This is a genomic window from Nonomuraea jabiensis (assembly GCF_014204795.1).
GTDB classification, from domain to species: Bacteria; Actinomycetota; Actinomycetes; order Streptosporangiales; family Streptosporangiaceae; genus Nonomuraea; species Nonomuraea jabiensis.
On sequence record NZ_JACHMB010000001.1, the window covers coordinates 13,154,952 to 13,173,116 of the forward strand.

15 protein-coding genes are annotated in these 18,165 nt (G+C 70.1%); all 15 read right to left on the reverse strand.

The genetic code is table 11. The features are described 5' to 3' along the window. Nucleotides 1–63 precede the first annotated feature (63 nt). Nucleotides 64–321 (reverse strand): 50S ribosomal protein L27, encoded by a 258-nt coding sequence (rpmA, locus tag HD596_RS60025; RefSeq protein ID WP_012893687.1) that lies wholly within the window; start codon nt 319–321, stop codon nt 64–66. A 15-nt stretch (nt 322–336) separates the two neighbouring features. Continuing rightward, nucleotides 337–639 carry a 50S ribosomal protein L21 gene (rplU, locus tag HD596_RS60030; protein WP_049575732.1) on the reverse strand — a complete coding sequence of 101 codons (303 nt, stop codon included), beginning with the start codon at nt 637–639 and terminating at the stop codon, nt 337–339. A gap of 220 nt (nt 640–859) precedes the next feature. Further along, nucleotides 860–3,796, reverse strand: coding sequence for an Rne/Rng family ribonuclease (locus HD596_RS60035; protein WP_185078186.1), 2,937 nt, complete (start codon nt 3,794–3,796; stop codon nt 860–862). A 144-nt stretch (nt 3,797–3,940) separates the two neighbouring features. Continuing rightward, nucleotides 3,941–4,717, reverse strand: a complete 777-nt coding sequence (locus HD596_RS60040; protein WP_185078187.1) for a TIGR03936 family radical SAM-associated protein — start codon at nt 4,715–4,717, stop codon at nt 3,941–3,943. Nucleotides 4,718–4,855: 138 nt separating this feature from the next. Then, nucleotides 4,856–6,766, reverse strand: coding sequence for a TIGR03960 family B12-binding radical SAM protein (locus HD596_RS60045; RefSeq protein WP_185078188.1), 1,911 nt, complete (start codon nt 6,764–6,766; stop codon nt 4,856–4,858). Between the two features lie 20 nt (nt 6,767–6,786). Further along, nucleotides 6,787–6,966: a hypothetical protein gene (locus tag HD596_RS60050; protein WP_185078189.1), complete on the reverse strand. Its 180-nt coding sequence runs from the start codon at nt 6,964–6,966 to the stop codon at nt 6,787–6,789. Between the two features lie 4 nt (nt 6,967–6,970). After that, nucleotides 6,971–8,137: a rod shape-determining protein RodA gene (rodA, locus tag HD596_RS60055; protein ID WP_185078190.1), complete on the reverse strand. Its 1,167-nt coding sequence runs from the start codon at nt 8,135–8,137 to the stop codon at nt 6,971–6,973. Between the two features lie 514 nt (nt 8,138–8,651). Continuing rightward, complete coding sequence (gene mrdA / locus HD596_RS60060) at nt 8,652–10,697, reverse strand: penicillin-binding protein 2 (protein WP_185078191.1); 2,046 nt, start codon at nt 10,695–10,697, stop codon at nt 8,652–8,654. Further along, on the reverse strand, nt 10,694–11,113 hold the full coding sequence (gene mreD / locus HD596_RS60065) for a rod shape-determining protein MreD (protein WP_221520121.1): 420 nt from the start codon (nt 11,111–11,113) through the stop codon (nt 10,694–10,696). Before mreD ends, mrdA begins: the two co-directional genes overlap by 4 nt. Before the next feature lie 967 nt (nt 11,114–12,080). Continuing rightward, nucleotides 12,081–12,974, reverse strand: a complete 894-nt coding sequence (mreC, locus tag HD596_RS60070) for a rod shape-determining protein MreC (RefSeq protein WP_185078194.1) — start codon at nt 12,972–12,974, stop codon at nt 12,081–12,083. Then, complete coding sequence (locus HD596_RS60075; protein WP_185078196.1) at nt 12,974–14,005, reverse strand: rod shape-determining protein; 1,032 nt, start codon at nt 14,003–14,005, stop codon at nt 12,974–12,976. Before HD596_RS60075 ends, mreC begins: the two co-directional genes overlap by 1 nt. A gap of 380 nt (nt 14,006–14,385) precedes the next feature. Next, a complete protein-coding gene (gene ndk, locus HD596_RS60080; protein ID WP_138720277.1) occupies nt 14,386–14,796 on the reverse strand; it encodes a nucleoside-diphosphate kinase in 411 nt (136 codons plus the stop codon). A gap of 152 nt (nt 14,797–14,948) precedes the next feature. Then, a complete protein-coding gene (locus HD596_RS60085) occupies nt 14,949–16,433 on the reverse strand; it encodes a hypothetical protein (protein WP_185078197.1) in 1,485 nt (494 codons plus the stop codon). Nucleotides 16,434–16,442: 9 nt separating this feature from the next. Beyond that, the gene (locus HD596_RS60090; RefSeq protein ID WP_221520122.1) at nt 16,443–16,784 is read right to left on the reverse strand and encodes a DUF4233 domain-containing protein; all 342 of its coding nucleotides are present in this window, start codon (nt 16,782–16,784) and stop codon (nt 16,443–16,445) included. Then, nucleotides 16,781–18,073 (reverse strand): bifunctional folylpolyglutamate synthase/dihydrofolate synthase, encoded by a 1,293-nt coding sequence (locus HD596_RS60095; RefSeq protein WP_185079455.1) that lies wholly within the window; start codon nt 18,071–18,073, stop codon nt 16,781–16,783. Before HD596_RS60095 ends, HD596_RS60090 begins: the two co-directional genes overlap by 4 nt. Nucleotides 18,074–18,165 lie beyond the last annotated feature (92 nt).

The following is an 18,165-nucleotide window of genomic DNA, read 5'->3' on the forward strand; positions in this document are numbered from 1 at the left end:
GGATCGACACCGCGATCCACCCCTTTGGCAAGAAAACCCAAGGTCTACGGAGAGGAAGAACCCTTACTCCGCGACGGGAACGATGCTCACGGCCCGCCGGCCGCGCTTGACACCGAACTGCACGTGCCCGGCCGCCAGCGCGAACAGCGTGTCGTCGCCGCCACGCCCCACGTTGTCGCCGGGGTGGAAGTGGGTGCCACGCTGCCGGACGATGATCTCGCCCGCGTTGACCAGCTGGCCGCCGAAGCGCTTGACGCCCAGGCGCTGAGCGTTGGAGTCACGACCGTTCCGGGTGGACGACGCGCCCTTCTTGTGTGCCATCTCTCAAACTCCCGTTCAGGCCTGGTCGATACCGGTGATCTTCACCTGGGTGTACCGCTGACGGTGACCCTGGCGCTTCTTGTAACCGGTCTTGTTCTTGTACTTGAGGATCCGGATCTTCGGGCCCTTGGTCTCGCCGAGGATCTCGGCGCTGACCGTGAACTTGCCCGCCTCCGTGGTCACATCGCCGTCGTTGACGACGAGCACCGTCGGCAGCGAAACCGAAGAGCCGACCTCGCCGGCGACCTTGTCCACCTCGAGGACGTCACCGACGGAGACCTTCTGCTGCCTGCCGCCGCAACGAACGATCGCGTACACCGCGGAACCCTTCTACTGACTCACTGTTGTCTCGTACATCAGCCGCCTCAGCAAGAGGCGGCCGCCGAATGCTGCGCCTGTCATTCGGCCTGTCTCAATCAAACCGACGAACCGAGTAAGCGCGCCAACAGGGCACGTCACCTGACGCACCGATACACCAGGGTACCGGATTAACGGTGCCCTAGGCGAACCGGACGGAACGTCGGAAGCCTGCCGAGAGCTACTCGGCCGACTTGGCTCGGCGGGAGCGTCGCCGCCCTCTGCCGGAAGTCTGGCTGGCCTGGTCGTCCTCAACCGGGACGTCTTCAAGCGCACCGGTCACCGTATCACGGCTCGAGGTGTCCTTGGCCGCGGAAACCTTGTCGGAGACCGCCTTCTCGATGGCCATCTTCCCCTGCGTGCCGCGCGGCTCGGGCTTGGGCTCGACCGGCTCCGTGGAGACGAGCAGGCCACGCCCGTTGCAGCACTCGCACGGCGTGGAGAACGCCTCCAGCAGCCCCTGTCCGACCCGCTTACGCGTCATCTGGACCAGGCCCAGCGAGGTGACCTCGGCCACCTGGTGCTTGGTCCTGTCGCGGGCCAGGCACTCCAGCAGCCGCCGCAGCACCAGGTCGCGGTTGGACTCCAGCACCATGTCGATGAAGTCGATCACGATGATGCCGCCGATGTCGCGCAGCCGGAGCTGGCGCACGATCTCCTCGGCCGCCTCGAGGTTGTTCCGGGTGACGGTCTCCTCGAGGTTGCCGCCCTGCCCGGTGAACTTGCCGGTGTTGACGTCGACGACGGTCATCGCCTCGGTACGGTCGATCACCAGCGAGCCGCCGCTGGGCAGCCACACCTTGCGTTCGAGCGCCTTGCCGAGCTGCTCGTCGATCCGGTAGTGCTCGAACACGTCGCCCTGATCGCCGTCCCACCGCGCCAGGCGCTCGCCCAGGTGCGGCGCGACGTACTTGACGTACTCGTCCACCGTGTCCCAGGCGTCGGCGCCCTGCACGATCAGCGAGGTGAAGTCCTCGTTGAAGACGTCGCGCACGACCCGGATCGTGAGATCCGGCTCGGCGGACAGCAGCTCGGGCGGGCTGGCCGACTTGGCCTTCTTCTGGATGTTCTCCCACTGGGCGGACAGGCGGGCCACGTCACGCGCCAGCTCGTCCTCGGAGGCGCCCTCCGCGGCGGTACGCACGATCACGCCGGCGTTCTCCGGCATGACCTTCTTCAGGATGCTCTTGAGCCGCGTGCGCTCCTTGTCGGGCAGCTTGCGGCTGATGCCGGTCATCGACCCGTCCGGCACGTAGACGAGGTATCGCCCGGGCAGGCTGATCTGGGACGTGAGCCGGGCGCCCTTGTGCCCGATCGGGTCCTTCGTGACCTGTACGAGCACCGACTGGCCCGACTTCAGCGCCGACTCGATGCGCTTGGGCTGGCCCTCCAGCCCGGCGGTGTCGAAGTTGACCTCACCGGCGTACAGGACGGCGTTCCTGCCCTTGCCGATGTCCACGAACGCCGCCTCCATCGAGGGCAGCACGTTCTGGACCTTGCCCAGGTAGACGTTGCCGACGTAGGACTGGCTGGCCTCGCGGTTGACGTAGTGCTCGACGAGCACGCCGTCCTCCAGGACCGCGATCTGCGTACGGTCGCCCTGGCGGCGCACCACCATCATCCGGTCGACGGACTCGCGGCGGGCCAGGAACTCCGACTCCGTGATGATCGGCGGACGCCTGCGTCCCAGCTCGCGGCCCTCGCGGCGGCGCTGCTTCTTGGCCTCCAGCCGGGTGGAGCCGCGCACGCTCTGCACGCCGTCGGTCGCGGTGTCCAGCGTGCTGCTGCGGCCCGCACGCGGCGCGCGGATGCGCACCACCGTGTTCGGCGGGTCGTCGCTGGCCGGCTCGGCGCCCTCCTCGGAGCCCCGGCGGCGACGGCGACGGCGGCGACGCGAGGTGGAGGACTCCTCCTCGTGGGCGGCGCCCTCGTCGGCCTGCTCCTCGTCGCCCTCCTCTTCCTGCTCCTCGCCTTCCTCGCCCTCGTCACGCTCGCGCGACTTGCCGCGGCCCCGGCCGCCCCGCCTGCGGCGGCGGCGACGGCCCGCGCCCTCTTCCTCCTCCTGCTCGTCGGAGGTGTCGAGGTCGGTCTCGTCCTCTACCGCGGACTCGTCGACCGGCTCCTCGACCTCCTCGGGCTCGGGAGCGGGCTGCGGCGCCTCGGCCCGCCGGGTGACGGCGGGCTTGGCCTGGCTGGGGTCGGGCGCCTGGAACAGCGGCGCGAAGATGGCCGCCGGCCGCTGGAACGCGGTGCCGGGCTCGGCCGGCGTGCGCGCGGCGAACCCGAACGGGTCGGACAGCAGGCTCGGCCGTACGGGCTCCTCGTCGAGGTCCTCGCCGGCGGGCTCGTCGTCGAGGGGCTCGTTGTCGGGCAGGATCTCAAGGATGTCCTCATCCTCGGCCGCCTGGACATCACCGGCACGAGCGGCCTGCGCACCACCCGCACCCGCCGCCTCGGCGCTCGGCGTGGTCGTCGCGGTCTGGCCGGCCAGGCCCTCGCCAGCGGCGGCCTTCTCGGAGTCGGCCACCGCCCCCACAGCGCCTGCGACGGCCTCCTCGACGGGCTCGGACGCCACGGCCTCTTCCGCCTTCTTGCGCGTCCTGCGCCGCTTCACCGGCTCGGCGGCCTCGGCGGGCGGCTCCTCCACCGGGGCCGCGGCCTCCGCCTCGGCCTCGGCGGCCTTCTTCGTCGTACGGCGCCGCGTCGTCGTGGCGGTGGACCGGGTCCGCGTCGTCCGCTTGGGCTTCTCCTCAGCGGCGGCCCCAGCGGCAGCGTCGGTGACGGCCTCAGCGAGGGCCTCGGCCACGGCCGCCTCGACCGGGCTCTCCGGCGCGGTCGCCGGAGCGGCCTGCGGCTCGGGCGCGGCGGTGAGGATCTCGGGCGCGGGCTCTCCCGCCGCGCGCTGCGCGGCGGTGATCTGCACCGGTTGTACGTCAGCCACGGACGGCGCGGTCTGCGCCGCGGCAGTGGTGACCGGAACGTGGGCAGGCTCCTCCGGCAGCTCCGGCGGTGGGCCCGCGGGGCGGCTGGCGGAGCGGCGACGTGGGGTCACCTCGGGCTGTTCAGTTGTCTCCCCGTCAGGGCCATTGGCCCCGGCGTTGGGCTCGTTCTCGAGCATGCGGGCGCTCTCCCGTCAGCTCCCGGGCGCGTCGCCGCGCCGCGCAGGAGCCCTCGTGTTTCGTTGTCCGCCAACGCCCCCGATGAGGGGATGTCGGCGCCAAGTCCTGTCATCGGTCGTGCCCCGCTCGCGCAGGGCACCGCCTTAACCGGCGACGTGCTCACTCGCCGGTCCCGCCTCGCCGCCGCGCGTGGTGTCGCGGTCCAGGTCGAGCGGATCGGCAAGCGCACCAGTGCTGGCGTCAAGCGGCCCCTGCGCCAGCCTGGTCACCTCGGGGGGAACCGGCGGCGCGAAGTCGGCCACAAGGCGCAGCCCTGTGAGCACATCGTCGGGTCGAACGGCAGGCGTCATGTGCCGAACAACCATGCGCAGTATGACACACGGCCCTCCGAGCACCTGAGCTGCAGTTCTGTCTGGTCTGTCTGTTCCCTCGGACACCGTGAGCCCCAGGACGGCCTCCCGCGCGTCGAAGCGACGGGGGCCCTTCTTGGTGAGGCGCTCGACCTCCACAGTGCCTGCCGCGAGAAACTTCTCCGCCGCCACCTCGGCGAGCTCGCGATCGGCACCGGGCAGCCGCACCTCCCAGTCGGAGACCTCCAAGCGGTCAGCCAGCCCACCCGAGCCCGCCGCCACGACGTCGAGCACATCGAGTCCAGGCGGCAGCGACCCGTCCAGGTCCTGTCTCACCTGCTCGGGATCGCACGGCGTGGTGACACCGATCTCGAGATATTCGGCTTCGCTGGCGACACCGGTCGGCGCCGCGCCCGCATAGGAGATCTTCGGGTGGGGCGAGAAACCTGCGCTGTAGGCCACCGGTATGCCGGCACGGCGGACCGCCCTCTCAACGGCCCGCGAGATGTCGCGGTGGCTGGTGAAGCGCAGGCGGCCGCGCTTGGCGTAGCGCACGCGAAGGCGCTGCACCGTGGGCGCGGGCGGAGGCCCTTCGGGAACAGGTTTCAGAGCTGGTCGTCCTTCCCTTGTAAGAGTTCCTTCGTCTCAGGATAAGCCGCCCTGACGCGTGTACGTGTACGCCGAGGCACCGGCTGCCCACTGAGCGCGCTAGACCACCGTAAGAGGAAGGAGTTTCCGCCCCGTGGGACCGATCTGAATTTCCGTGCCCATCGTCGGGCAGACGCCGCAGTCGTAGCAAGGAGTCCAGCGGCAGTCTTCGACCTCGCCGCCGGAAATGGCCTCCTGCCAGTCCTGCCAGAGCCACTCGCGGTCGAGCCCGGCGTCGAGGTGGTCCCACGGCAGGACCTCGTTCTCCGCCCGCTCGCGCGTGGTGTACCAGTCGACGTCGACGCCCGCCTTCTCGGCGGCCGCCATCCAGCGCTCGTAGGAGAAGTGCTCGCTCCAGCCGTCGAACCTGCCGCCGTCCTCCCAGACGGCGCGGATCACGGCGCCGACCCGGCGGTCGCCGCGCGAGAGCAGGCCCTCCACGATCGAGGGCTTGCCGTCGTGGTAGCGGAAGCCGATGGATCTGCCGTACTGCTTGTCGCCTCTGAGCGAGTCGCGCAGCGCCTTGAGCCGTCGGTCGACCGTCTCGTGGTCGGCCTGCCCGGCCCACTGGAACGGCGTGTGCGGCTTGGGCACGAAGCCGCCGATGGAGACCGTGCAGCGGATGTCGCGGCTGCCGGTCGCCTCGCGGCCCGCCTGGATGACCTTCTTGGCCAGGTCGGCGATGCCCAGGACGTCCTCGTCCTGCTCGGTGGGCAGGCCGCACATGAAGTAGAGCTTGACCTGCCGCCACCCCTGCGAGTAGGCCGTGGTGACGGTGCGGATCAGGTCTTCCTCGGTGACCATCTTGTTGATCACCTTGCGCATGCGCTCGGAGCCGCCCTCCGGCGCGAACGTCAGGCCGGAGCGCCTGCCGTTCCTGGAGAACTCGTTGGCCAGGTCGATGTTGAACGCGTCGACCCTGGTGGACGGCAGCGAGAGCGAGGTGTTGGTGCCCTCGTAGCGGTCGGCCAGGCCCTTGGCGACGTCGCCGATCTCGGAGTGGTCGGCCGACGACAGCGACAGCAGACCGACCTCGTTGAAGCCGGACTCCTTGATGCCGTTCTCGACCATCGCCCCGATCGTCGTGATCGAGCGCTCCCGCACCGGGCGCGTGATCATGCCCGCCTGGCAGAACCTGCAGCCGCGGGTGCAGCCGCGGAAGATCTCCACGCTGAACCGCTCGTGCACGGTCTCGGCCAGCGGGACCAGCGGCTTCTTCGGGTAGGGCCACTCGTCGAGGTCCATCACGGTGTGCTTGTGCACCCGCCACGGCACGTCGGCCCTATTGGGGGCGACGCGCTTGATGCGACCGTCCGGGTGGTAGTCCACATCGTAAAATTTCGGGACATATACCCCGCCGGACTCGGCGAGCCGCATGAGCAGCTCGTCCCGCCCGCCGGGCTTGCCCTCGGCCTTCCACTCACGGATGACCTCGGAGATGGCGATGGAGATCTGCTCTCCGTCGCCGAGCACGGCCGCGTCGAGGAAGTCGGCGATCGGCTCCGGGTTGAAGGCCGCGTGGCCGCCGGCGAGCACGATCGGGTCGTCCTCACCCCGGTCCACGGCCATCAGCGGGATGCCCGCCAGATCGAGCGCGTTGAGCATGTTGGTGTAGCCCAGCTCGGTCGAGAACGAGACGCCGAGCACGTCGAAGGCGCGCACCGGCCGGTGCGCGTCGACGGTGAACTGCGGGACGCCCTCGGCCCGCATGAGCGCCTCGAGATCCGGCCACACCGCGTAGGTGCGCTCGGCCAGCGTGCCGGGCAGCTCGTTGAGGATCTCGTAGAGGATCGCCACACCCTGGTTGGGCAGCCCGACCTCATAGGCGTCCGGGTACATCAGCGCCCACCGCACGTCGGCGGAGTCCCAGTCCTTGACGGTCGAGTTGAGCTCACCCCCGACATACTGGATGGGCTTCTGCACCTTCGGCAGCAGCGCTTCCAGGCGGGGGAATACCGACTCGACAGACATACGGTCAAGCGTAGCGGCGCTCAGACGGTGGCAGGTCCAGGGATGTCGATGTCGTTTCCGCTGAGCACCAGGAGGTGGTGCCCCTCGTAGCAGGTCAGCTCGACCGCGATCACGCCGCTCGCCAGGTTGTGCACGCCGACGACGTGGCTCGCGGGCAGCAGGAAGCGATCCTCGCACTCATCGCAATAAGCCAAGAACATATCTCTAATTAAACGACTGTCTTCGCACTCTGATGGCTTGGAGAAGCCCAATCGCAATGAGATTCGCGAACGTGGCCGTACCGCCATACGACACGAACGGCAGCGGCAGCCCCGTGATCGGCATGATCCCGATCGTCATGCCCACATTGATGAACGTCTGGAACGCGAACCAGCACACGATCGTGCCCGCGACCAGCGTCCCGAACCTGTCGTCGCACTGCCTGGCGATCTTCAGCCCGCGCAGCAGCACCACCCCGAGCAGCAGCACCACCGTGACCGACCCGAGGAACCCGAACTCCTCCCCCGCCACCGTGAAGATGAAGTCGGTGTGCTGCTCGGGCACGAACCGCCCGGTCGTCTGCCCGCCGCCCAGCAGCCCCTTGCCCAGGAGCTGCCCGGAGCCGATCGCGATCATCGACTGCGTGCTGTTGTAGCCCACTCCGCGCGGATCGACGCTCGGATCGACGAACGCCGTGAACCGAGCCACCTGGTACGGCTCGAGCAGCTGGAAGTAGAACACCGAGAACACCCCGGCGACCGCCACCAGCGTCAGCGCCGCGATCCACCGCTTGCGCACCCCCGCGACGATCAGCCCGGCGGCCGTGATCACCGCCAGCACCAGCGCCGTCCCGAGGTCCGGCTGGAGCATCACCAGCCCCATCGTGACCCCCGAGGCGAGGAGCGCCAGCCATATGTCCAGCCCGCGCGGCCGATCACTGCCCTCGGCCGGCTGCGCGAGCAGCATCGCGATGATCAGCAGCAGCCCGACCTTGGCGAACTCCGACGGCTGCACCGCGAACCCGCCGCCGAGCAGGATCCACGAGTGCGACCCGTTGATCGTCGCGCCCAGCGGCGTGATGACCAGCCCCAGCCCTATCAGCGACACCAGGAACACCAGCGGCGCGTACGCCCGCATCGCGCGATGGTCGACGGTCGCCACGATCGCGCACAGGACGATCCCGATCATCTCATTGAAAATGTGCTTCTTCACCAGCCCCGTCGAGCCCGGGGCCCAGGTCCTGGTGGACGACCAGACGAGCAGCGTACCGATCACGCACAGCCCGGCCACCGCGACCAGCATCAGGCCATCCAGCCTGCGCACCGTCGAGTTCTCACCGGCGACTCGGCGCAACAGCGACGGCCGCCGGCCGGCCACCGTCCGATCGATCACCTCCGCACCTCCATCCCGGCGACCATCCACCCGACCAGACAGCCGATCACCCACCCAGCCGCACAGCCGACCACCCACCCGGCCACGCGCCGCCCGCCGCTCCCCCATCCGCGAACACGCCGCCTCACCCCCCGAGGACCGGCCCAGCCGCTCAAACCCGCCTCACGCACACCCGTCCCACAGCCGGGACCACAGGAACCGCCACCAGGACCGCCAGCACCGCACGTACCACCGCCAGGACCGACAGCCACCGAGCCGCCGGCACCCCGTGCGCCACCGCTAGAACCGCCAGCCACCGATCCACCACCACATGGGCCACCGCCAGAACTGGCAGCCACCGCCCCACCACAGAGACCGGCACCAGAACCGACAGCCATCAACCCGCCGGCACCAGCGACACCCGTAGCACCGGCGGCAACGGTGGCGGTGGCGGTGGAACCAGCGGCAGCCCCGCACTCACCCTCACAGGCGCCGCCCGCCCGACCGCCCCCACCCGGCTCCAGGCTCCGGGCGCTCACCCTCCGGCCACCGTTCCGTCAGGCGAGAAGCGCGGCAACCTCGTCGTGAGCTTCCCACCGGGCACGGCGGGCGGCCGCTTGATGCCGTAGATCCCTTCGTAGATCTCCCGCACGGCAGGCGCCGCCGTCTGTGCACCCATGCCACCCTGCGAGACCATGACCACGACCACGTACTGCGGATTCTTCGTGGGCGCGAATGACGCGAACCACGAGGTGTCCTGCTTGCCCCAGACCTCCGCCGTGCCGGTCTTGCCGCCGATGCGCACCTTGTCCATCGGGAACCCGGCGAAGGCCCCCGCCGCGGTGCCGTCCGAGGGGACCTGGCTCAGCGCGTTCTTGATGTAGAGCCGTTCCTTCTCGCTGATCGGCAGCTTGCCCACGACCGGCACCGGGATGGTCCTGACGACCGTGCCGTCAGGCCGCACCTGCGCCCACCCGATGCGCGGGCTGCGGACCTTCCCGTCGCTCACCAGCGCCATGTACGCCCGCGCGAGCTGCATCGGCGTCACCAGCACGTCGCCCTGGCCGATGGAGAAGTTGGCCGAGTCGCCCGGCCGCAGCAGGAACCCCTCGGTGCAGTTCTCCAGCGCGAGCCGTTTGAGGAAGTCGGCCCGCGCCCGATCCTTGACCTCCGGATATCCCTTGCGCGACCGCTCGCAGGTCACGGCGTTGGTGCGGTTCCACAGGTCCTTCTTCCACGCCCGGTCGGGAATGCGCCCGGCGGACTCGCCCGGCAGGTCCACCCCGGTCGGGCTGCCGAACCCGAACGCCCTGGCCGTGTTGGCGAAGATCTCCTTGGCGGCCTTCTTCGGGTTGCGCCCGCCGTCCTTCAGGTACTGCTCGTACGCGGCTTTGTAGAAGATCGTGTCGCACGACTTGACCAGCGCGGTGTGCAGGCTGAGATCGCCGAGCGAAACGCCGCGGAAGTTGCTGAACGCCCGGTCGCCGACCATGTAGGAGCCGGGGCATCCGTACGTACCGTTCAGCGGGTATCCGGACCGCAGCATCGCCGACACCGACGAGATCTTGAACGTCGAACCCGGCGCGAACTGGCCGTTGATCGCCCGGGACACGAGCGGCTTGCCGGATTTCTCCGACAACAGCCACTGATACCCGCGCGTCGAGATCCCGCCCGCCCAGACCGCCGGGTCGTATCCGGGAGCGCTGGCCAGCGCCACCACTCGTCCCGTACGCGCGTCGAGCACCACCCCCGCGCCGCCGTCGGCCGCCGGCGCGGACTTCATCGCCTTCTCCAGCGCCCGCTCCACCACGGACTGCACCCGCGAGTCGATGCTGGTCACCAGGTGGTCGCCGGGAATCGGGGTGATCTGCTCCTCGACGCCGAGCGCCTTGCCCATCCTGTCGACCTGCACCCTGCGCAGCCCCGACTTGCCGCGCAACGCCTCGTCGTAGACGTACTCGAGCCCGTCACGCCCCGCCAGGTCCACCCCGGAGAAGCTGGCCTTCAGGCCTTCGCGCTTCTCCAGCTCGGCCTCGGTGACCGGCTGCAGGTAGCCGAGCATCTGCGCCCCGTCGCGCCCGCCGGGGTACTGCCTGACGGAGTGGATCTCCGCCGTCACCCCGGGGAACTCCTCCTGTCGTTCGAGGATCTGCAGCGCCTCCCGGGTGTCCACCTTCTCGTCGAGCGGAACCGGCTGGTACGGCGACCCGGTCCAGCAGGGCTTGGAGACCCCCGGCCCGCACGGCGTGATGCGCTGCTGCAGATCGGCGACCGGCCGGCCGAGCACCGCCGACAGCTTGCTCAGCACCTTGAGCCCGCCGTCCTGCATCCTGGTCAGCCTGGTCCGGTCCACGGACACGACCAACGCGGTCTTGTTGCGCACCAACGGCCGCCCGTGCGCGTCGAGGATCTGCCCCCGCACGGCGGGCACGATCACGGCCCGTGTCCTGGTCTCCGTCGCCCGCGTCACGAACTCGTTCCCGCGCACCACCTGCACCTGCCACAGGCGCACGGCCAGTACGACGAGCAACGTCACCACGAGCACCTGCACCACCAGCAGCCTGGCCCGCATCCGCATCATGTCGAGAACCTCGCCTCCCTGCCCCGTGTGGTCAGCCAGATCACGATGGGGGACACGACCAGCGTGTAGACGATGGTGACGGGCACCTGCTCGGTCAGCGTGGAGATCGTCACCCGGGGATCGGCGATCAGCCCGCTCACGACCGCCGCCAGCAGCGGGGCCATCAGCACGCACAACACCACGGTCGTGACCGGCCCGCCCGCACCACGCCCGGCCACGTAACCGACGAGCGCCAGCACGAACGCGTACTGCCCCACGAGGTGCGCGGTCGGCGGCATGACATCGACGAGCAGCCCGGCGCTGAACCCGAGCACCGCCCCGGACGCCGCGCCCCGCCCCAACGCCGCCCCGATCACGGCCAGCAGCACCAGGTCGGGCGAGCCCCCGGCCGGCAGGGGAAATCGGTTGACCAACATGACCTGCGCCAGCAAGGCCAACAACACGGACAACCCGCCGATCACCGCGCCCCCTCCCGGGAATCCCTCACAATCCGCCCCACCCCACACACCCGCCCCGCCTCCGACCCGCCGAACGGAGCCCGGCCAGGCCGTTCGAGCCGTTCCAGCGGACCCAGCCACCGACGATTCAGCCCAACCGCCAGCGACGCCCACCGGCCGCCCCCCGCCGCTCTGGACCACGCCAGCGACCGACCACCGCCCACCACTCCGGCCCACACCAACGACCGGACCCGCGCCAGCGACCGAAGGCGTGCCGGCGACCGAAGCCCCCGTGAGCCCGACACCCTAGCCAGCGGCCTCACCGACTCCCACCCCGGAACCGAGGCCGAGCCTCCGCGAGCCGCCCGCGGGCCGATCCACCCCGACGGCCGCCGCACCGGCCCCGCCCAGCCCCCGTCATACGCCGCCACAAGCGCTCTCAGAGACCCGTAGCGCCACCCCGCGATGGAACGCTCCAGACGACCGCTGCCGCCCTGACAGGCACCCACACGCCCGCCCGTGCCCCATCTCACCTCCGCACCCCCGCCAGCGCCGCACCATCGGCCCCCATGCCCGCCAGCACGCCGTGTCACGTCCACATGCCCGCCAGCACGCCGGGCCACATCCGCACGCCTCCCGACACGCCAGGTCACATCCGCACGCCCGCCAGCGCCGCACCGCGAGCCCATCCACCCGTCAGCGCTACGCCGCATACCCAGACGCGCACGAGCACCCCACAAGCCAAGACACCCGCCAGTACTGCGCCAAGCGCCCAGATATCGGCCAGCCCCATGCCCCGCAGCCAGACACGCGCCAGCACCGCCCCATGCGGTCGGATACGCGCCCGCACCCCACCCCACAACCAGACACCCCGCACCACTCCCCCGAGCGCCCGGATCACCATCCCCATGGATCGGCAGGCGCCGTGGAACCGCCCGCCCCCCGATCATCGCGATCCCTCCGCGGCAGGCAGCGCCCTGGCGGGCAGCACCGCGTCACGCGGGTCCCGCTTCGGAGCCTCCACCACCACCCCGACCACATCCAGCGCCGACAGATCCGCATAAGGACGCGCGTACGCGATGCGGGTCAGCTCCCCCGGCGTCGACTCCACCCGCTCGATCACCCCGATGGGCACCCCGGGCACGTACGGGCTGCCGTTCTGCGAGCCGAAGCTGACGATCCGCGCGCCGCTGGTCAGCGGGGCCGTGGAGTCGAGGAGCCGGAACTGGACGAGCCGCCCGTTCTCCCCCACCCCGTGCACCACGCCGATCTCCTTGCCACCCTCCAGCCGCGCCCCGACGGCCGAGGCCGGGTCGCTGAGGAGCACCACCGTCGAGCTGTGCGGGGAGGCGTTGATGACGCGCCCGACCAGACCTTCGCCGCTGAGCACGGTCATCTCCGTACGGATGCCGTCACTCGTGCCCGCGTCGATCTGCACGGCGTCCTCGAAGCCCGGCAGCCCGCGCCGGGCGACCACGTTGGCCGGGACCACCTTGTATCCGCCGGTCCCCGACAGGCCGAGCAGTTGCTTGAGCTCCTTGGAGCGGGTCGCGTCGAGCTTGCTGGCGACCAGGCCGGCCCGCAGCTGGGCGTTCTCCGCTTTGAGAGCGTTGATGCGGTCCTGGGCGCCGGGCGCGTCCAGGAGGGCGCGGACGAACCCTCCGACAGGGCGCACCAGCCCCCCGCCGAACTGCTCCGCTGTGCCGAACACGTAAGCCGCCGCCGTTCGCAGCGGCCGCAGCGGCGAGCTGTCGCCAGTGCGATGGTCGACGGTCAGGATGATCAGGGCCGCCGTCAGCAGCCCGCCCAGGATCAGCCGCGCATGGCGAGAATCTCTCATCAGTGCCGCGACTCCGGCACCAGGACCTGCTGGAGCGCCTCGAACTCCTCGGCGCACTTGCCGGAGCCGATGGCGACCGAGTCGAGGGCGTTTTCGACCAGGTGAACGGGCATGCCCGTCTCGGCCTTGACGCGCTCGTCCAGCCCCTTGAGCAGGGCGCCCCCGCCGGTGAGCGCGATGCCGCGGTCCATGATGTCGCCGGACAGCTCGGGCGGGCACTTGTCGAGCGTGGTCTTGACCGCGTCGACGATGGCGTTGACCGGCTCCTCGATGGCCTTCCTGACCTCTTCGCTCGACACGACGATGGTCTTGGGCAGCCCGCTGACCAGGTCGCGCCCGCGGATCTCCGCGTGCGACTCCTCGCCGGTCGGGCCCGCCGAGCCGATCGCAATCTTGATCTCCTCGGCGGTGCGCTCGCCGAGCATCAGCGAGTATTCCTTCTTGGCGAACGCGATCACCGCCTGGTCGAGCTCGTCGCCGCCGATCCTGATCGACTGGCTGGTGACCACGCCGCCCATCGAGATGATCGCCACCTCGGTGGTGCCTCCGCCGATGTCGACCACCATGTTTCCGGTCGGCTCGTGCACCGGGAGCCCGGCCCCGATGGCGGCGGCCATGGGCTCCTCGACGATGTAGACCTTCCTGGCGCCCGCCTGGTAACCGGCCTCCTTCACCGCGCGCTGCTCCACGCTGGTGATGCCGCTCGGCACGGCGATGATGATGCGCGGCTTGGCGAGATGCCGACGTCGGTGCACCCTCTGGATGAAATATCGCAACATCCGCTCAGTCACATCGAAGTCGGCGATCACGCCGTCCTTGAGCGGGCGGACGGCGACGATGTTGCCAGGCGTACGACCTATCATCCGCTTGGCCTCGATGCCGACCGCCACGATCTTGCCTGTGGCGGTGTTGATCGCTACGACTGAGGGCTCGTTGAGCACGATGCCCCGGCCGCGCACGTAGACCAGCGTGTTGGCGGTGCCCAGGTCGACCGCCATGTCACGGCCGAGAAACGCGAGCTTGCTGCCCATGGGGAACGGAGCCCTCCGTAACGTCGTTCGCGAATGATTACGGATCGAATTCGAATCGTAACGTGACGTACCCACCGATGGGCGCAATGAGCCCTCGCGCCCCACAAAAATCTCCAGCCCCTACCTCAACCGCAATTTTGCCCGGATTGCACCACAACACCCAAAGGCTTGCTGGAACGATCCAAAACGCCCATCGGCCCGAGGCCTCACGTATCGACCCTGCCAACCGTACGCGGAAGCGCCGACAAAATCCCGTCCCCGCCTCGCCCACGAATCGGCCCCGCACACCAAGACCTCGCCACCCTACGGCAGGCGCCCGACAAAAACGCGCGCCCGCGCAGCGACATGCTGCACGGGCGCGGATTGACGAGCCGAATCGCCTAGAAACGGTCAGGGAAGAAGATCTTGATCTCCCTGGCGGCGGACTCGGGCGAGTCGGAGCCGTGGACGACGTTCTCGCCGATCTCGAGTGCGTGGTCGCCGCGGATCGTGCCGGGGGCCGACTTGACCGGGTCGGTGGCGCCGGCCAGCGCGCGGAACGCCTCGACGGCGCGCGGGCCCTCGAGGACCATGGCGACGAGCGGCCCCGACGTGATGAACTCGACGAGCTCACCGAAGAACGGCCGCTCGGAGTGCTCGGCGTAGTGCGACTTGGCCGTGTCGGCGTCGAGGGTGCGCAGGTCCATCGCCACGACCTTGAGGCCCTTGCGCTCCACACGGGCGATCACGTCACCGATGAGGCCGCGCTTAACCCCGTCGGGCTTGATCAGGACAAGAGTGCGCTCGGACACTTGGAGTTCTCCTTCGAACAGAATGAGGATCGCGGTCACGGGCGCCCGGCCCGGCCGCGGAATGCTTCGCGAGGGACGGGCCCACGCGTCGCCGTGGCTTGGGCCTCAGCTTACCGTCCCGCGCCCCCACCCTCGTTTCCTACGAAACGGCGTTAAGAGGCGGTGTCCTCGGGCGATTGGCCCGGCGGCGGCACGGCGGGCACCGAACCGGCAGGTTGTTCCTCATCGTCCCCCTTGTCGGCGCCGTCCTCGGGCGGCACGGACGCCGTTTCCCCAAGTCCGGCGGCATCTCGCCGGGTCATCACCGTGGAGAGGACGATGACCAGCACCACGAGGAAGCCGCCGATCAAGGCCCACGAGTGCAGCGCGCCGACGAAGCTGTCGACCAGCTCCTGAGCCGACGAAACCCCGTCCAGCATCGCCATCTGCACGCCCGTACCGAGCAGGAACCCCGCCAGCACCCCCGCCACGCACAGCGAGAGCCCGAAGACGGCCGTCCCGACCCCCACCTCCTGCAGCGCCGAGGTCAACGCCACCGCCGCCCCCACGGCGAGCAGCGTGAACGGCACCGCCAGCACCAACCCGTCGGGCGAGGGGACGACGAGGCGCACCGAGCACAGCCCCACGACCATCGCGAGCAGCCCCAGAGGCGTCAGCCACCGTCCGGGAGCCCGCGCGAACCGGCGCACGCCCGCGGCGGCGCCGACGGCGAGCAGCCCGGCCATCGCGTACGGCATCCAGAGCCCGCGCAGCCCCGGCCCGCCGAGCCCGCCCATCTCCACCAGCGTGACCTGGGCCGCGCTGGGCAGCAGCACCACGCCGACCGCCACCATGGAGTACGCCAGCGTACGGCTCTCCGCGGCCCCGATCGTGGCCAGCCCCAGCAGCCCGGCCACGGCCACCACCGCCAGCACGATCACCGGGATGGCCCGCCATCCCTCGGTCGCGGTGCTGATCGCCGCGATCGCGATGCCCGCCGCCGGCACGGCGGCCAGCAGCAGCCGGCTCCGCTCCCCGTCGTTGAGCATGGGCGCGGCGGGCCGCCCGAGCAGGATCCAGATGATCAGGTACGCGCCCGCCAGGGCCAGCGCGATCCCTGTCAGCATCGGGTACGGTTGCAGCGTGACCTTCCAGCTGCTCGCCTTGTCGAGCGGCCACAGCGCCAGTGCCTCGGCCGCGAGCAGGCTCAGGCTGAACACGCCCACCCACAGCGCCCGCAGCACCAGCACGCGGTCCCACACGGCCGCCAGCGTGGCGGGCACGACCAGGCCCGCGCCGACGCCGCGCAGCACCCGCACCGCTCCGGCGAGCAGCTCCGAGCCCGCGTAACCGCCGGCGACGTCGGACAGCGCCACCAGCGCCAGCCCCAGCAGCACCACATGAACTACCTGGACCCGCCGCAGCACCACCGCCGCCAGCGGCACGGTCAGCATCAGCGCGGGCAGGGCGAGCCCGTGCGTGCGCATCAGCCCGACCTGGTCGATGTCACCGGGCAGCAGCTTGGCCACGACGGAGAGCGTGTTGGGAACGGTGACGATCGCCAGCGGCAGCGCGGCAACGACGAGCAGCCCGAGCGTCACATCGAGCAGCCATGGGCCCCTGGCCCCGGCCGACCGCTGAATCGGGGGGACGGTCATGCGCCGACTTTAGCGGGAAGTAGCGCCCTCAACACGCCGAGCGACGATAATCGCCGTGATCCACAGCGCCGTGAAGATCGCACCGAGGAAGAACATCATCGGCACGAGGAAGCCCGTGCAGATCGCCAGCACCTGTACGACGCTGCCGAGGATGTAGCCGAAAGGCCGCTTGAGCAGGCCCGCGGCGACCACGCACAGCACGGCCAGCCCGATGCCGGCGGTCACCGCGAGGGCGGGCGCCACCCCGCCCACGGTGATCGCCACGGGCGTGATCAGCCCCGCCACGATGGCCTCCATGCCGAGCACGCTGGCGCCCAGCCTGCGCATACCTGGAGTCACCTGGAAATTCATTGCGAACCATCCGCCTTGAGCAGCTGCCGCGCGTCACCCGCCGTCACGACGGACCCGGTGATGAACACGCCCGTGCCGCTGAACTCGCCGTCCGCGTCGGCCACGCCGATGGCCTGGTCGATGGCGTCGTCGAGCCTGTCGACCACGTGTACGCGCTCCTCGCCGAACAGCGGCTCGGCCAGGGACGCGAGCTCCTCCGGCGTCATGGACCTGGGCGAGGAGTTACGCGTGACGACGATCTCGTCGAGCACCGGTTCGAGCAGCTCGAGCAGCGCGTCGACGTCCTTGTCGCGCATGACCGCGACGACCCCGACGACCTTGGCGAAGTCGAACGCCTCGTGCAGCCCCTCCAGGGTCGCCTGCATGCCGCCGGGGTTGTGGGCCGCGTCGATCACGACCGTCGGCGTCCGCCGTACGACCTCCATCCGCCCCGGCGAGGCGGCCTGGGCGAACGCCTGCCGTACGAGATCGGCGTCGAGCGGGTCGTCACCGCCGGTCAGCGCCTCGACGGCGGCCAGCGCGCAGGCCGCGTTGCTCGCCTGGTGCGCGCCGTAGAGCGGCAGGTAGACCTCGTCGTAGACGCCCTTGAGGCCGCGCAGGGTGAGCAGCTGCCCGCCGATGGCCACCTCCCGGTTGAGCACGCCGAACTCCAGCCCCTCACGGGCCACGACCGCGCCCACCTCGGCGACCCGCCGCATGAGCACCTCGGCCGCGGCCAGCTCCTGCTGGGCGAACACGGTGGTCGAGCCGGGCTTGATGATGCCCGCCTTCTCGCCGGCGATGCTGGGAATGTCGGGCCCCAGCCGGTCGGTGTGATCAAGTGAGATGGGCGTGATCACGGATACGACGCCGTCGGCCACGTTCGTCGCGTCCCAGGACCCGCCCATGCCGGCCTCGATCACGGCGACGTCGACGGGGGTGTCGGCGAAGGCGGCGAAGGCCATGGCGGTCAGCAACTCGAAGAACTGGATCCGCCGCCCCTGGGTGTCGGTCAGCTCGACATACGGGATGATCTCCTCGTAGACCTCCGCGAACCGCTCCTCGCTCAGCGGCTCGCCGTCCACCGTGATGCGCTCGCGCATCGAGACCAGATGAGGGCTGGTGAACCGCCCCACTCTGAGATTGCGCTCCTTGAGCAGGGCCTCGGTGAGCCGGGCCGTGCTCGTCTTTCCGTTGGTGCCCGCGATGTGTATGACCGGGTACGCCCTTTGCGGCGAACCGAGCACATCAAGAAGGGCCGCGATCCTGTCGAGCGTCGGCTCGAAATCCCACTCGACGCCGCGCTCCATGATCGCGCGTTCTACCGCACGATAATCCACCCCTCAACCCTACTGACCGCCCGAAGCGGTCCCGACCGGGGGCCGTGACAGCACAAAAAAAA

Bases quoted from the DNA above. Each gene is read 5' to 3' on its own strand.
- rpmA (WP_012893687.1), bottom strand. From the start codon at position 321: ATGGCACACAAGAAGGGCGCGTCGTCCACCCGGAACGGTCGTGACTCC.
- mrdA (WP_185078191.1), bottom strand. From the start codon at position 10,697: ATGATGCGGATGCGGGCCAGGCTGCTGGTGGTGCAGGTGCTCGTGGTG.
- HD596_RS60085 (WP_185078197.1), bottom strand. From the start codon at position 16,433: ATGACCGTCCCCCCGATTCAGCGGTCGGCCGGGGCCAGGGGCCCATGG.
- HD596_RS60045 (WP_185078188.1), bottom strand. From the start codon at position 6,766: ATGTCTGTCGAGTCGGTATTCCCCCGCCTGGAAGCGCTGCTGCCGAAG.
- HD596_RS60075 (WP_185078196.1), bottom strand. From the start codon at position 14,005: ATGGGCAGCAAGCTCGCGTTTCTCGGCCGTGACATGGCGGTCGACCTG.
- HD596_RS60035 (WP_185078186.1), bottom strand. From the start codon at position 3,796: ATGCTCGAGAACGAGCCCAACGCCGGGGCCAATGGCCCTGACGGGGAG.
- HD596_RS60050 (WP_185078189.1), bottom strand. From the start codon at position 6,966: ATGTTCTTGGCTTATTGCGATGAGTGCGAGGATCGCTTCCTGCTGCCC.
- HD596_RS60090 (WP_221520122.1), bottom strand. From the start codon at position 16,784: ATGAATTTCCAGGTGACTCCAGGTATGCGCAGGCTGGGCGCCAGCGTG.
- mreC (WP_185078194.1), bottom strand. From the start codon at position 12,974: ATGAGAGATTCTCGCCATGCGCGGCTGATCCTGGGCGGGCTGCTGACG.
- HD596_RS60095 (WP_185079455.1), bottom strand. From the start codon at position 18,073: ATGGAGCGCGGCGTCGAGTGGGATTTCGAGCCGACGCTCGACAGGATC.
- mreD (WP_221520121.1), bottom strand. From the start codon at position 11,113: ATGTTGGTCAACCGATTTCCCCTGCCGGCCGGGGGCTCGCCCGACCTG.